The sequence below is a fragment of the Fictibacillus sp. BK138 genome (genome assembly GCF_004216955.1).
Lineage (GTDB): Bacteria > Bacillota > Bacilli > Bacillales > Fictibacillaceae > Fictibacillus.
Genome location: NZ_SGXL01000001.1, coordinates 229,873 through 244,010 on the forward strand (window position 1 = coordinate 229,873; position 14,138 = coordinate 244,010).

Below are 14,138 nucleotides of genomic sequence, written 5' to 3' on the forward strand. Positions count from 1 at the left end.
GGAATGTCGACTCGTGGATAAACTATAAAAACTTTTGGATTCAGGGCTGAAATTTTTGGATTCAGACCCAAAATTTTTGGATTGGAGCATCAAACTTTTGGATTGAGTCTTCCAACGTCTGGTTCCGTCCTCTTTCCCCGCCCCAGACCCGAGTATCAAACCAGTTTGCCCGGCAAAACTGCACCTATTTGTTCATAATCACTTCCCAGTCAGGAAATCCTATTGATATGGGAGGTGTTTGTAGTGAAAAAGGCTATCCTTACACCATTTTTAGTGCTGCTTGTTACGGCTTGTTCTCCTATGCAGTCGTATAAGGAAGAAGGAGCGAAAACGGAGCCGGCAGCTCATAGTGAAAATGGGGAGATCCGTGACAACATGTTTGGACATGGAATTATAAATTACCACCTGACCAAAAACGAACCCCGCATCAATTACAGTTTTGACACGAACATGAATCCAAGTGATTACAGAAGCATGAATCAATCGCGTTTTGATTTATCGGATGATCAGGATTTGATTCGTCAGACCGTAAAAGATGTTTCGGGGATCAACCCGCAAATGGTTACAATCAACGGGAACTACGCTCACATACATGTGAACGTACCTGACGATATGTCGAAAAGCGAACGCGCTGCATTGTATCGAAAAATCACAAATGCAGTAGAACGTGCGGTTCCAAGGTATAACTTCTCCCTTAAAATCGATCAATAACTTCTTTTATCAACTTTTCATTTCATGTTTTCTTCTCATCTGATAGGGAAATAAGTACGTATTTGATGAGAGGAGGGATTGTAATGGTTAAAAAAAGAAAGTCTGAGGACTCTCCAGAACAAGAGGAGAAGGAACGGTCGAATGAGGATGTAGAACCCCAGCGTGATCCCGATAAACCCGATCACACAGGTAACCAAGGTTCAAAAGATAATTAAATATAAAAACCGGTCCTCTAAGACCGGTTTTTTTAAATCCTATTTTAGTCGTCGGGCTGCCTGCTGAACCGGGTCCCACGAACCATTGTAGGGTGGTGCATATGACAAATCTAGATCAATCAGCTCTTCCACATCCATCTCGTGATATAGTGCGGTTGCAAGAACATCAATTCGTTTATCAACGCCCTCAGCACCGATAATTTGTCCCCCCAACAGTTTCTTTGATTCTTTATGATAGGTTATTTTTATTTCGAGTTTTTTAGCATCCGGATAGTAACCGGCATGGCTTTTTGATGTGATTCGAATTTCGTCATAAGGAATACCCAGTTTTTCAGCTTCTTTGTTAGAAAGCCCTGTTTTTCCTAAAGTCAGATCCATAAATTGAATGATTGAAGACCCAACGATTCCTTTGAACGTTTTATCCACACCAGCCATGTTCAAGCCAGCGATTCTGCCTTGCTTGTTTGCGGTTGTGCCGAGTGGGATATGATCGTTCAGCTTTTTTACCCTGTGATAGTGAGTAGCACAGTCTCCTGCAGCATATACATCCGCAACGTTCGTTTCCATCCGCTCATTAACGACGATCACGCCTTGTTCATTCAAAGAAATCCCGGTATCTTTCAAAAAATCGGTATTTGGCTTAACACCGACTGCTGCGATAACGAGATCAGTCGGATAATCTTTTTTCGCTGTTTTTACAAATTGAACGTGATCATCACCTTTAAAGCCGATCACATCCTCTTCTAGGCATAGTTCGATTCCGTGTTTTTCAGCTTCTTCATGAATCATCGGCGCAAGGTCTTCGTCAAAGATGCTTCCAAGCTGTTTGCTGCGTTGAATGATACGAACTTTTTTTCCGAGTCTCGCCACGTTCTCAGCCATTTCCAAACCTATGTATCCGCCGCCGATGATCGTTACATGCTGAACGTCGTTAAGGCCATCCATCAGCTTTTCTGCATCAGGAATTGTTTTTAAAGGGTAGATTCCTTTTAAATGAACACCTGTCCATTCTTTAGGCATGATCGGACTGACGCCTGTCGCAATCAGAAGTTTGTCATAGGTTACCTCAAAAGGTTCACCACTCTTTGTATGAACACCGGAAACGGTTTTAGAAGCTGTGTCTACTGCATTTACTTCATGAAAAGTACGTGCATCCATTCCGTATTTTTCTCGGAACGTGTCGATACTTCTTGCGATTAATTTTTCAGTTGAAGGGATCAGCCCGCCGACGACATAAGGAAGACCGCACTGTCCGTATGAATAGATCCCGCCTTTTTCCAGAACAGTAATGTCAGCCTTGTCCGTGTTTCGAACGATCTGCATCGCAGCGCTCATCCCGGCTGCGTCTCCTCCAATTATGCAATATTTCATTTCGTCAGCTCCTTTCCATGTATCTATCCTTATATTATTCCCATCGGCTTCAAAAAAGTAACGTGAAGTATCCAAAAGCCTCGCCAATATAGCAACGGACCAACAAGAAGCCGGTTCCAAAAACGAAATATGATAGTAGAAAGAGGTGGTTGTGTGCTTGAGATTAAATCGAACGGAACAGACTGGAATGCTCCAGTTCAACCTATACATACATTGCTAAAAAAATTGGATCAGAAACCTTTAGACCCTGTTTATGAAGGGATGGGGAATTTTATTATAAAATACAAAACGGAAAAACATACAGATAACCCTCGTTATGTGGGCTGTACGCATTTCTTGGGGCATTTTGCGACGATCCCATACGTGTTCAATGTGATTACAGATGAACGAGTGATTATTGAAGAGCTTACAAAAGCGATCAGAATAAATCAGGAGCGCTTGGATTACGAGCAGCTGCGCAAAAATATATTTTCCTATTAATTTCCTTTTGTCCTATGCTATGCTCTTTTTGAGGTGAGGATGATGAACGGAAAAGTTGTTTCTTTAAATATCAAGCTTCCTGAACAAGTCACTGCATCGGGCCGATCATTTTTTACCGGATATCATAAAATTCCCCAGAAGGAATCCGTTTTCCTTCATAAAACACATTTTGAAGGCGACGGGGTGGGGAATACCGTTCATCATGGCGGATTCGATCAAGCTGTGTGTGTTTATCCTTATGAGTACTATGAAAAATGGAACGCTGAATTACAGCTTGATACACCGCTTGTGATCCCTTCATTCGGCGAAAATATTACTCCGCTCGGATTTTTAGAAGACGATGTGTGTATCGGAGACGTTATTCAGATGGGGGAAGCGGTCGTGCAGATTACCCAGCCGAGACAGCCGTGCAACACTTTGGCATCGATACTCTGTCGTCCCGATATGATAAAAAGAGTCGTGGATACCGGCCGTACCGGATACTACCTTCGTGTATTGAAAGAGGGGCTAGTTCAAGCCGGTGATGAAATGGTCAGGATAGAAAGGCATTCTGCTGGAATTACGGTAACAGAAGCCAACAAGATCAAATATGGTTTTGAAAAAGATCCTGTAAAAATACAGCGGCTGATCGAAGTGAAGGAACTGGCAGAAAATATGAGGCAGTCTTTATTAAAGAAAACTTAAAACTTTTATTATAACAGTTTTCCCTGATGTATGGACTTGGGAAAACTGTTCTTTATTAAGGTCGTTCATTTCATACAAATGAACACTTTTTTCCCAATATTTGAAACCTCCTAATCGTGTTACAATTATCCAGTAATAGTCAAACAATTCAGAAATATACATACGGGCCCGGGACCTGACCACCAAGAGCACATGGTTTGATTGTTATAAAATCATGATTGGGGGAAAAGAAATGAAAAAAACTGTATTGCGTACGTTTAGTGCTATCTTCAGTTTGTTGTTTGTCCTATCCCTATTGGTAGGAAATCTCCATTTCTCTGCATCTGCTGCAACGGTTGATAAAGGACCGAAGAACTTCCTCGTTGGTTTTAAATCAGATATTCAAACAGCTCAAGTTAATGATGTTAAAAAAATGGGTGGACAGGTTAAGCATCAGTTCAAGTTTATGGATACGATGCTTGTTTCTATGCCAGAAGCGGCAGCAGAAGCGCTTAAGAAGAACCCGAATGTGTCATATGTGGAAGAAGATCACATGGCATATGCAACAGCTCAAACAACGCCATGGGGTATTACTCATATTAAAGCAAATCAAGTGCATGCGACTGGAAACACAGGATCTGGGGTGAAAGTGGCTATCTTAGATACAGGTATCGATGCTAGTCACGCAGATTTAAACGTTCGCGGAGGTGCGAGCTTCGTGGCAGGTGAGCCGAATGCACTGACAGACGGCAACAGCCATGGTACACACGTTGCAGGTACAGTAGCGGCTCTTAATAACACAACAGGTGTTCTTGGTGTAGCTTATTCAGCTGACCTTTATGCGGTAAAAGTATTAGACAGTTCTGGAAGTGGAACATACAGCGGCATCATTCAAGGGATTGAGTGGGCTGTAGCAAACAATATGGATGTCATCAACATGAGCTTAGGTGGAAGCTCTGGTTCAACAGCGCTTCAGCAAGCTTGTGATAATGCATATAACTCTGGCGTTCTTGTAGTGGCAGCTGCAGGAAACTCTGGAACAAGAGGAAAGCAGAATACAATCGGCTATCCAGCAAAGTATGCTTCAGTTATGGCTGTTGGAGCAGTTGATTCCAGCAACAACCGTGCATCATTTTCAAGTGTAGGTTCTGAACTTGAAGTTATGGCGCCAGGAGTAAACATTTTAAGCACAGTTCCAGGAAATGGCTATGACAGCTACAACGGAACGTCAATGGCTTCTCCGCACGTAGCAGGAGCAGCAGCGCTTATTATGGCTGGCAACCCAGGACTGACGAACGTTCAAGTCCGTCAAAAGCTAGTGAATACGGCAAAACCGCTTGGCGATTCATTCTATTACGGTAAAGGCGTAATTGATGTTTACGCAGCGACTAGATAACTTTTGATCATATAAAAAGAGGTCCCTGACTGGGGCCTCTTTTTTATGAGGTAAACTTTTTGAAATTTCATGCCAAAAGCTTTATGGGGTGAAAAAGAGGGGTTGCGGGGTTAAACGAGTTAGATTTTGGGTGGAACTCAGTTATGTTGGGGTGAAACCGGCACTCGATCGGGTGAAACCTTCTTGTTAGCGGGCGAACGTGTAATGAATAAAAGAACACGTACCGTAAAACCGATAACACTCTCCAAGAGATAAAAAACAAAGAGGAAGATGGTAGAAATCCATCTTCCTTTTATGCTGGTCCTTCTTCTATCTTACTTCTAAGTATCTGACCTTCACATCCAAGTCATCACAAAATACTTTAAACTGATAGTAATCAAAATACAGCTGGTCTTCCTCTTTATGATTCCAGCTGAAGATGGTTGAACCGAATACATAATCTTTTTTTCTGAAAGCCCGAATGGAGGGGGTATGCTGAACAATTTCAATCAGACCATTTTCCATACCTTTTTCTAGCTGAAGGATGACCCAAGGCAAGTCCTCTGGATGTACTTTCCTTTTTTCTCCGTTCTTTACGATTCGAATCGTTTTAGACATCGGCAGGTCCCCAATATTTTTATAGTCTTTTCTTATCGTAGTTATTATAATGAGAGTTAGTATCTATACGCAAGAAGGTACATTAATGTAACTAAGGGCACGAAATGAAACTAAGGGGTGTTTTCGATTGAGAAAAGAATATTCTCATCCAATTGAAGTGACGATGGATGTGGTATGCGGAAAATGGAAAGGTGTCATTCTATGCCATTTGCAGCAAAACGATGTTTTACGATTTGGTGAGATGAAAAAACTGCTTCCTAAAGTGTCACAGAAAACATTGACGCTTCAACTAAGAGAATTAGAAGCTGATGGCTTGATCAATCGTGAAGTATACCCGCAAGTTCCTCCAAAAGTAGAGTATTCTTTGACGGAGTACGGAAAGAATTTAGAAGCGACCCTGCATCTTATGAGTGAGTGGGGAAGAAATCATGTTGATAAAGTGGAATTAAACGGGTAGAAAATAGTTACAATGATGAAGCGAGAGTTTGCTGAAAAAGATTGAGAGTTTAGCTGATAACGACTATAATTATAATGTTATGCATATAAAGCAGAGGTGAAAAACCATGTTAGAACGTTTAGAAACGATCGAACAGCGTTATGATAAATTGAATGAATTATTGAGTGATCCGGAAGTTATTAATGATACGAACAAACTGCGCGAGTATTCAAAAGAGCAATCTTCTCTTCAGGAGACTGTTGCGGTTTACCGTGAATATAAAGAGGCAAAAGAACAGCTGGACGAAGCAAAGATGATGCTTGAGGAAAAGCTTGATGCCGAAATGACAGCTATGGTAAAAGAAGAGATCTCTGGTCTTTCTGATCAGATCGAAGAGTTCATTGCCAAGCTGAAAATTTTATTGCTTCCGAAAGACCCGAACGACGACAAGAACGTTATCGTCGAAGTCCGTGGTGCTGCAGGCGGAGACGAGGCAGCATTGTTTGCCGGAGATCTTTACCGCATGTACAGCCGTTATGCGGAAATGCAAGGATGGAAGTCTGAAGTAATCGAAGCTTCTTACACTGAACTTGGCGGTTATAAGGAAATTATCTTTATGATCAACGGTGCTGGCGCTTACTCGAAGCTGAAGTATGAGAACGGGGCACACCGTGTTCAGCGTGTACCAGCAACTGAATCTGGCGGACGTATTCATACATCCACAGCTACAGTAGCGGTTCTTCCTGAAGCGGAAGAGGTAGAAGTTGAAATTCATGAAAAAGATGTGCGTGTCGATACGTTTACATCTTCTGGTCCTGGGGGTCAGTCTGTAAACACGACTCAGTCTGCGGTTCGTTTAACACATATCCCTACAGGCACAGTTGTATCGTGTCAGGATGAAAAATCACAGATCAAGAACAAAGAAAAAGCGATGAAGGTTCTTCGTGCGCGTGTATATGATAAGATTCAGCGAGAAATACAAAAAGAGTACGATGAGACACGTAAGACCGCAGTTGGATCAGGTGACCGCTCTGAACGTATCCGTACGTACAACTTCCCGCAAAACCGTGTTACCGATCACCGTATCGGCCTGACGATTCAAAAGCTTGATCAGATCCTTCTTGGTAAAATGGATGAGTTTGTAGAAGCGCTTATCACAGAGGATCAAACAAGCAAGATGAAAGCACAGGCGGACGCCTAAAATGAGTACGAAAGTTCATGAAGCCCTCGCTTGGGCTTCTTCTTTTTTAGCAGACCATAATCGGGAAGCCTTTGCCGCAGAGATTCTGATGAGACACGTCCTCGGTGATGTAAGCCGTACGGATATGCTGATGCGTCTTCACGATCCAATAAGCGAAGAAAAGTATGAAGAGTTGAGAGCGGCAGTAGATCGTCACGTTGATGGTGAGCCGGTTCAGTATATTACCGGCAGGGAAGATTTTTACGGCCGCACGTTTTCTGTGAATGAAGAAGTTCTGATTCCTCGTCCTGAAACAGAAGAGTTAGTGAAGCATACGCTGACACTGATCGAGGAGCATTTTCCGGATGGCGAACAAGTCGCTGTTGCAGATATCGGGACAGGAAGCGGTGCGATTTCCGTTACGATGGCACTTGAGAATACGGATTTGAAAGTATACACAGTGGATATTGCGAAAGAGTCGATAGAAGTAGCACGTGGTAATGCGAGAAAGCTTGGGGCAGATGTTGAGTTTCTTCACGGAGATCTGCTGAAGCCTTTTATAGAAAAGGGAATCAAGCTAGACGTGGTGGTATCAAATCCACCATATATCCCTGATAGTGAGATCGCGGTTCTCGATACGATCGTAAAAGATAAAGAACCGATGCGCGCGTTGAGCGGCGGGGAAGATGGCTATGACTTCTACAGAAGGTTCATGGAAGAGCTGCCGCTAGTTCTGAAGGGAAGAGCGCTTGTTGGCTTTGAAGTAGGAGCAGGACAGGGAGCAACCGTTGCCAGTATGCTGAAAGATACCTTTCCGGCTGCGACCGTTTATGTGAAGTATGACATCAGCGGGAAGGACCGCATGGTGTTTGCAGTGGTTGGGAAATAATTTGGGAAAAGGGGACAGACCCGGGTCTGTCCCCTTTTTTAACTTTTATTGTGAAGGCTCATAAATGTTTTTGAAGGCTCATAAAAAATTTTGAAGGACCATAAAAATTTTTAAAGGCTCATAAAAAAATTTGGAGGCTCATAAATCCGGTTGAAGGATCATAACTGTTTTTCAGAGTCAGTTTTCCCCGCAAAAAAGGCTGACTCTTAAGTTAATGCTTACAGAGTCAGCCTCTTTTTTTATTCTTTCACCATCAATTTAAGCGGTGCGGATATCTTCTTTTCTACTTTTTTGCCGGCTAATACGTCAGATGCTGCTCCGACAGCTAGTTTTCCGATGAGTTCTGGCTGCTGAGCGACTGTTGCAGCAAGCTTACCAGCTTCTACAGCTTTCACGGCATCTTCGTTTCCGTCAAAGCCAACGACAATCACATCACGGCCGGAGCTGTTGATTGCTTCTAGTGCTCCTAATGCCATCTCATCGTTATGAGCGAATACGGCTTTAATGTCTGGATTTCCTTGCAACAGGTTTTCCATAACATTTAAGCCTTTTGTGCGGTCAAAGTTAGCGGTTTGTTTCGCAGTCACGTCTAACTTTTGATCAGCGATGTTATGGAATCCTTTTCCGCGTTCACGTGTAGCGGATGCGCCTGGCACGCCTTCCAGCTCAGCGACTTTTGCGCCTTCACCAACTTGTTCTACAATATAATCGGCTGCCATCTGTCCGCCTTTTACGTTATCAGATGCGACGAACGAGGCTACATCACCTTTTTCTGTCGAACGGTCCAGCGTGACAACGGGGACACCGATGCTGTTTGCAGACTGAACCGCTGTTGAAATAGCTGCTGAATCAGTTGGGTTGATCAGTAAGGCATCAACACCTTGCTGCAATAAATCCTCTACGTCATTCACTTGTTTAGCAGAATCGTTCTGTGCGTCGACCACCACAACTTCAGCACCTCGTTTTTTTGCTTCTTTCACTACTCCATTTTTCAATGAAACGAAGAACGGATTGTTTAAAGTAGAAACAGATAGACCGATCTTTATTTTTTCTCCTTCACCTTTTTTTGAAGGTTTTGCCCATGAAGGAGGTTCCATTGAACAAGCTCCTAAAAGAAACACCGACAACGATAGAATTAAGATTAAAACTTTTTTCATCTGAAACCCTCCTATGCTGCTTTTTTACGATCAATTAATACGGCGATCAAGATTACAACACCTTTTACTACCATTTGGAAGAAGGATGAGACACCTAATAGATTCAGACCATTGTTCAGTGTTCCGATGATCAAAGCACCGATCAATGTACCGATGATAAGACCTCTTCCGCCTGATAGACTTGTCCCGCCTAATACAACCGCAGCGATCGCATCCAATTCATACGAAGTACCTGCTGTTGGCTGTGCTGAGTTCAAACGGGATGTTAAGATTGCTCCTGCTAGCGCCGCAAGAAGTCCAGCGAGAGAGTAGATCATTACTTTTACTTTTGTTACTTTAATTCCAGAGATGATAGCTGCTTTCTCATTTCCACCGATCGCGTATGTCTTACGTCCGAACGGCGTTTTGTGAAGAATCACCCAGAACGCTGCAAAGGTAAGCATCATCGTGACAGCCGGTACAGGAATACCTAAGAAATAGCCGCGTCCGAAAAGTTGAAATAAATAATTTTCCCCAAGACCTGTGATCGGGTTTCCGTCTGTATATACGAGTGTCAGACCACGGAAGATCGTCATTGTTGCGAGTGTTGCAATAAAAGGTGCCATCTTGCCTTTTGTAATCAAAAGACCGTTGATTGCTCCCATAACAGCTCCGAGCAAACAGCCAACTAAGATCGCGAGCATAGGGTCCATACCCGATACGATCATGCCGGCCATCAAGGCGCTGGAGAGGGCGAGGATCGATCCTACTGAAAGATCTATTCCTCCTGTTAAAATAACGAACGTCATACCGAATGCAATAAGTGCGTTAATCGCCACTTGGCGCAGTAGATTTAATAGATTCAGTGGCTCTAAGAAACTTGGATTCAGGACTGAGACAATAACGACAAGGATGATTAAGCCTAAGAATGGTCCCAGCTTCTGTGTGATATTATCGACATGATTAACTTTTGCAGGTGATGTTTTCATATTACTGTCCTCCAGTTGCAAACGTCATAATTTTTTCTTGTGTTGCTTCACTCTTCGCCAGTTCACCGCTGATCTTGCCTTCATGAACCACAAGGATCCGGTCACTCATCCCGATGACTTCAGGAAGTTCAGAAGATACCATGATGATCGCGACACCGCGATCGGTAAGCTCGTTCATCAACTGATAGATTTCACGCTTAGCACCAACGTCGACACCTCTTGTTGGTTCATCTAAGATCAAAACCTTTGGTCCGATGCCGATCCATTTCGCGATAACGACCTTCTGCTGATTCCCGCCTGAAAGGTCTTTCGCATTCGTTTCACCAGATTGCGTTTTGATTCGAAGCCTTTTAATCAGCAGATCCACAAATTCATTCTCCGTTTTATCATCAATGAATCCTTTTTTCGAAAAGCTCGTTAAGTTCGGAAGAGCCATGTTATCCCTTATGGAGAAATCGAGAACAAGCCCCTCGGTTTTGCGGTCTTCTGTAATAAAACCAATACCGAGTTTTACTGCTTCAGAAGGGTTTTTGATCACAGCCTTCTTACCATCCAGCCAGATCTCGCCGCTATCGAGCTTATCGAGTCCGAACAGTGCCCGCATGATTTCGGTGCGGCCGGCTCCCATAAGACCAGCGACCCCGACAACTTCACCAGATTTTACAGAAAAACTTACATTCTCAAACACGCCGTTTCTTGCAGCGTTTTTGACTTCGAGCATCGTTTTGCCGACACTTGACTGACGCTCTGGAAAGCGATCCGTCAGTTCACGGCCGACCATCTTACGGACCACATCATCAAAGTTTGTTTCTGAAACAACTTTTGTATCGACTGTTTTTCCGTCGCGCATTACAGTGATACGATCACAGATGGCGAAGATCTCCTCCATCCGGTGGGAGATGTACACAATCGAAACTCCTTCTTTCCGAAGAGCGTTAATGACTTCAAACAGCTTTTCAATTTCACGTTCCGTAAGGGCAGCGGTCGGCTCGTCCATAATGATCACTTTTGCATTTGTCATAAGAGCTTTCGCGATCTCGATCATCTGCTGCTGTCCGACTGAACAAAGTCCTGCATTTTTATCTAATGGAATGTTTACAGCAAGTTTTTCAAACTGCTTTTTTGCCAGCGCTTTCATTTCGTTTGTTTTTAAAAGACCAAACTTTGACCGCAGTTCCTTGCCGATAAATAGGTTTTGAAGCACCGTCATTTCCGGCCAAACGTGCAGTTCTTGATGAATAAAGGCAACCCCATGTCTCTCTGCATCTTTCGGATTGTCAAAATACTTTTCCTGTCCATCAATCTGAATCGTTCCGGAATCTCGTTTATGAAGACCCGTTAGAATGTTCATGATGGTAGATTTGCCAGCACCGTTTTCACCCATAAGAGCGTGAACTTCACCTTCTTGGAGTTCAAAATCCACTCCGGATAATACTTGGTTCGTACCAAATGCTTTGTAAATATCGTTCATCTGGATGTGCATCCCAACCACTCCTCTCTAGAAGATTACACCAGCTTTTAAAATACAGTTAGCATACGGAGTCACTTCGCCTGTTCGAATAACAGCTTTCGCGTGCTTTGTAAGTTCTTTAAATTGTTCATGTGACACAAATTCTATGTCTCTATCTGAAAAAGCCTGATTCATGTAGTGAAGTGTTTTTTCGTTCTTTTCCTGAATCTCACTTGCCATAATAATGTGTTCAACAACCATGTCGTCAGTTACGGTTTTTACCACGTCCTTAAAGCTTGGTACACCGAGAGTCAGTGCTAAATCAATCCTAGGAACGTGAGACGGAATCGGAAGCCCGGCATCGGCAATGACGATTGAATCCGTATGCCCAAGGTCCGTTAAGACTTTTGAGATGTGACTGTTTAGGATTCCATGTTTCTTCATAATGTTTCCTCCACTTCTTTTCTGAATGGCATACCGCCTTGTGCGCCGAATTTTGTAACAGAAAGGGAAGCGGCACGATTTGCGAATCGAAGGCTGTCTGTGATGTTGTTTCCTTCGGCTAAGGCAACAGATAGTGCCGCATTGAACGTGTCTCCAGCTCCCGTTGTATCGACAGCGTCCACTTCGTAAGAGGGAACAAGCACTTCTTTTTTACCGTCAAAATAGCGGACACCTAGTTTTCCTTCTGTAATAAAAACTTTGTTCGGATGCTGTTTTAAAGCTGCCGTTATGGATAAACCATCAAATAAAACGGATGCTTCATGTTCGTTTGGAGTAATATAAGCAGCATTTTCGATCACTTTTTGTGATATTGGTCTCGATGGGGCAGGGTTCAATAATAAAGGTACCCCATACTCTTTGCAGCGTTCACTAACGTATTCAACCGTCTCCTCAGGGATCTCCTGCTGAATGAGAACCATGTCTGCTCGCTCAATAATTTCTAGCGATTTTTCAACATACTCAGGTGTCACATGGTCGTTTGCGCCTTTTACAACTACGATACTGTTATCGCCTTCAGCCAAGATGATATGAGCGGTTCCGCTTTCTGTATCTGTAACCGGTTCCACATTTGTTACATCAACACCATTTTGTTTAAAGTTCTCCAAGATAGCTGACCCGTAATGATCGGAGCCGACACAGCCGATCATGGATACGTCTACACCTAATCGTGCGGCTGCTACAGCTTGATTCGCTCCTTTTCCTCCGGGTACGGTTTTAAATGATGTGCCTAATACCGTTTCACCCGCACCAGGACGTTTATCAGAAGTAACGACAAGATCCATCGAAGAACTTCCGATTACTGCAATCTTAACCATTCGTATCAAACCTTTCTTGTGGTATTTCTTTCTATAAAAGTAACCGGCATCTGAATATGCTGGTGATGCACACGCTCTTTGTTAATGTGTTTAATGAGTAGCTGAGCCGCTTCTTTCCCCATCTCGTATGCCGGCTGGCGTATGGTCGAGAGGGAAGGGAACAGCAAACTGCTCTGTGGGATATCATCGAATCCGATGATCTGAATGTCTTCCGGTATCTTCTTTCCAAGTCTTAGAGCTTCATGCAGGATAGCCGTTGCGACGATATCGTTGCTTGCAAGCACTCCGTCTGTGTCAGGATACATAAAAAAAAGCTCTTTTGCCCATTTCTCTGCATCTTCAAAGGCAAATGATGTAGTGGACATAACATGAAAATCTATATCTGACCGGCTTAACTCTTCAAGTGCTCCTTGAAATCGATCTTGCGCCGGCTGTATGTGAGCTGGTCCTTTTAAAAGGGTGATGCGTTTACTTCCACGTTTTACGATTTCCTCGGCTGCAATTCTGCCGCCTTCTTTACCGTCTGCATAAACGGAAGGATAATCGCTCGATGTACGGTCTAAAAAGACTACGGGAATGGACAAACCATCATAATTTGTTTTGCTTTTATTATTGGTCGCAGAAATGATACCTACGACATTGTTCTGAATAAAAGTGTTCAAGTATTCGAGTTCTTTTGCAGCATTCTCATCACTGTTTCCAAAAAGAATCCGATACCCGCCTTTTTGAAGTTCATCTTCCACACCTCTTGCAAGCTGAGGGAAGAAGGGGTTTGTAATATCGGGCAGCAAAAGACCGATCAGTTTTGATTTTTTCTTATAAAGGGAGCGGGCCACTTCATTTGGGCTGTAGTTTAAATGCTTCATCGCTTCCGTTACGCGTTTTCGTGTATCTGCGTGAACATATCCTGTTTCATTCAGAACACGGGAAACCGTAGCAACAGATACTCCTGCTTCCTTTGCAACATCTCGAATTGTAGCCAGCATCTTCGCCTCCCTTCATGTATGTAACCGTTTACACATTTAAAGTAACATGCTTTTTAGCGTAAAGCAAGGTGGTAATTATTTCTTTTGTTTAAGCATCTTTTTAATGGTTTTATAAAACTTTGCAGTTGATTGGAGCGGAAGATGCGAGACTCCTGTTGGCTCACCGCACACCCCGCGGAAAGCGAGCATCTGAAGCGGATGTCAACTTCTTCATAAAGTAGTTGACAAACAAACCTTGTCGAAACAGACAGAAAAGATTTTAGTAGTTTACTAGTATGTTTTTTTCTCACACTGACCAAACTGTGGTTAGAGACGAAGGG

General features: G+C 43.2%; 16 protein-coding genes. 8 read left to right on the forward strand and 8 right to left on the reverse strand.

Annotated elements, in window-relative coordinates; translation table 11 throughout:
• Positions 1-243 precede the first annotated feature (243 nt).
• Positions 244-711: a hypothetical protein gene (locus EV282_RS01165; protein ID WP_130293053.1), complete on the forward strand. Its 468-nt coding sequence runs from the start codon at positions 244-246 to the stop codon at positions 709-711.
• Between the two features lie 83 nt (positions 712-794).
• A complete protein-coding gene (locus EV282_RS01170) occupies positions 795-926 on the forward strand; it encodes a 3-methyladenine DNA glycosylase (protein ID WP_130293055.1) in 132 nt (43 codons plus the stop codon).
• A gap of 39 nt (positions 927-965) precedes the next feature.
• On the opposite strand, the gene EV282_RS01175 is transcribed toward EV282_RS01170, so the two are convergent.
• Entirely contained in the window at positions 966-2,297 is a 1,332-nt protein-coding gene (locus EV282_RS01175) for a CoA-disulfide reductase (RefSeq protein WP_130293056.1), read from the reverse strand.
• A gap of 153 nt (positions 2,298-2,450) precedes the next feature.
• On the opposite strand from EV282_RS01175, the gene EV282_RS01180 reads away from it, so the two are divergent.
• The 3 genes from EV282_RS01180 to EV282_RS01190 all read left to right on the forward strand — a co-directional run bounded on the left by EV282_RS01180 (position 2,451) and on the right by EV282_RS01190 (position 4,836).
• On the forward strand, positions 2,451-2,777 hold the full coding sequence (locus EV282_RS01180; RefSeq protein ID WP_077360653.1) for a hypothetical protein: 327 nt from the start codon (positions 2,451-2,453) through the stop codon (positions 2,775-2,777).
• Positions 2,778-2,819: 42 nt separating this feature from the next.
• Positions 2,820-3,461, forward strand: coding sequence for an MOSC domain-containing protein (locus EV282_RS01185; RefSeq protein WP_165389312.1), 642 nt, complete (start codon positions 2,820-2,822; stop codon positions 3,459-3,461).
• 247 nt (positions 3,462-3,708) lie between these two features.
• Positions 3,709-4,836, forward strand: a complete 1,128-nt coding sequence (locus tag EV282_RS01190) for a S8 family peptidase (protein ID WP_413466150.1) — start codon at positions 3,709-3,711, stop codon at positions 4,834-4,836.
• Between the two features lie 309 nt (positions 4,837-5,145).
• Here the strand turns inward: EV282_RS01190 and EV282_RS01195 are convergent, their stop codons facing one another.
• Positions 5,146-5,433: a hypothetical protein gene (locus EV282_RS01195; protein WP_130293061.1), complete on the reverse strand. Its 288-nt coding sequence runs from the start codon at positions 5,431-5,433 to the stop codon at positions 5,146-5,148.
• Between the two features lie 127 nt (positions 5,434-5,560).
• Between EV282_RS01195 and EV282_RS01200 the strand changes: the two genes are divergently transcribed.
• The 3 genes from EV282_RS01200 to prmC all read left to right on the forward strand — a co-directional run bounded on the left by EV282_RS01200 (position 5,561) and on the right by prmC (position 7,938).
• A complete protein-coding gene (locus tag EV282_RS01200; RefSeq protein WP_130293063.1) occupies positions 5,561-5,890 on the forward strand; it encodes a winged helix-turn-helix transcriptional regulator in 330 nt (109 codons plus the stop codon).
• 106 nt (positions 5,891-5,996) lie between these two features.
• Positions 5,997-7,070, forward strand: coding sequence for a peptide chain release factor 1 (gene prfA / locus EV282_RS01205; RefSeq protein ID WP_130293064.1), 1,074 nt, complete (start codon positions 5,997-5,999; stop codon positions 7,068-7,070).
• 1 nt (position 7,071) lies between these two features.
• On the forward strand, positions 7,072-7,938 hold the full coding sequence (gene prmC / locus EV282_RS01210) for a peptide chain release factor N(5)-glutamine methyltransferase (protein ID WP_130293066.1): 867 nt from the start codon (positions 7,072-7,074) through the stop codon (positions 7,936-7,938).
• 239 nt (positions 7,939-8,177) lie between these two features.
• On the opposite strand, the gene rbsB is transcribed toward prmC, so the two are convergent.
• From rbsB to EV282_RS01240, 6 genes are read right to left on the reverse strand one after another with little or no spacing between them, the layout of a single operon-like run.
• Entirely contained in the window at positions 8,178-9,095 is a 918-nt protein-coding gene (gene rbsB / locus EV282_RS01215) for a ribose ABC transporter substrate-binding protein RbsB (protein WP_130293067.1), read from the reverse strand.
• An 11-nt stretch (positions 9,096-9,106) separates the two neighbouring features.
• Positions 9,107-10,063: a ribose ABC transporter permease RbsC gene (rbsC, locus tag EV282_RS01220; RefSeq protein WP_066293953.1), complete on the reverse strand. Its 957-nt coding sequence runs from the start codon at positions 10,061-10,063 to the stop codon at positions 9,107-9,109.
• 1 nt (position 10,064) lies between these two features.
• Positions 10,065-11,546, reverse strand: a complete 1,482-nt coding sequence (locus tag EV282_RS01225) for a sugar ABC transporter ATP-binding protein (protein WP_130293069.1) — start codon at positions 11,544-11,546, stop codon at positions 10,065-10,067.
• Between the two features lie 15 nt (positions 11,547-11,561).
• Positions 11,562-11,957: a D-ribose pyranase gene (rbsD, locus tag EV282_RS01230; RefSeq protein ID WP_130293070.1), complete on the reverse strand. Its 396-nt coding sequence runs from the start codon at positions 11,955-11,957 to the stop codon at positions 11,562-11,564.
• Positions 11,954-12,832, reverse strand: a complete 879-nt coding sequence (rbsK, locus tag EV282_RS01235; protein ID WP_130293072.1) for a ribokinase — start codon at positions 12,830-12,832, stop codon at positions 11,954-11,956. The genes rbsD and rbsK overlap by 4 nt, the downstream gene beginning before the upstream one ends.
• A 5-nt stretch (positions 12,833-12,837) precedes the next feature.
• Positions 12,838-13,815 (reverse strand): LacI family DNA-binding transcriptional regulator, encoded by a 978-nt coding sequence (locus tag EV282_RS01240; protein ID WP_130296864.1) that lies wholly within the window; start codon positions 13,813-13,815, stop codon positions 12,838-12,840.
• Positions 13,816-14,138 lie beyond the last annotated feature (323 nt).

Coding starts and splice junctions, on each gene's coding strand:
- EV282_RS01195 (WP_130293061.1), bottom strand. CDS start 5,433: ATGTCTAAAACGATTCGAATCGTAAAGAACGGAGAAAAAAGGAAAGTA.
- EV282_RS01225 (WP_130293069.1), bottom strand. CDS start 11,546: ATGCACATCCAGATGAACGATATTTACAAAGCATTTGGTACGAACCAA.
- rbsC (WP_066293953.1), bottom strand. CDS start 10,063: ATGAAAACATCACCTGCAAAAGTTAATCATGTCGATAATATCACACAG.
- EV282_RS01170 (WP_130293055.1), top strand. CDS start 795: ATGGTTAAAAAAAGAAAGTCTGAGGACTCTCCAGAACAAGAGGAGAAG.
- prfA (WP_130293064.1), top strand. CDS start 5,997: ATGTTAGAACGTTTAGAAACGATCGAACAGCGTTATGATAAATTGAAT.
- prmC (WP_130293066.1), top strand. CDS start 7,072: ATGAGTACGAAAGTTCATGAAGCCCTCGCTTGGGCTTCTTCTTTTTTA.
- rbsB (WP_130293067.1), bottom strand. CDS start 9,095: ATGAAAAAAGTTTTAATCTTAATTCTATCGTTGTCGGTGTTTCTTTTA.
- EV282_RS01175 (WP_130293056.1), bottom strand. CDS start 2,297: ATGAAATATTGCATAATTGGAGGAGACGCAGCCGGGATGAGCGCTGCG.
- rbsD (WP_130293070.1), bottom strand. CDS start 11,957: ATGAAGAAACATGGAATCCTAAACAGTCACATCTCAAAAGTCTTAACG.
- rbsK (WP_130293072.1), bottom strand. CDS start 12,832: ATGGTTAAGATTGCAGTAATCGGAAGTTCTTCGATGGATCTTGTCGTT.
- EV282_RS01185 (WP_165389312.1), top strand. CDS start 2,820: ATGAACGGAAAAGTTGTTTCTTTAAATATCAAGCTTCCTGAACAAGTC.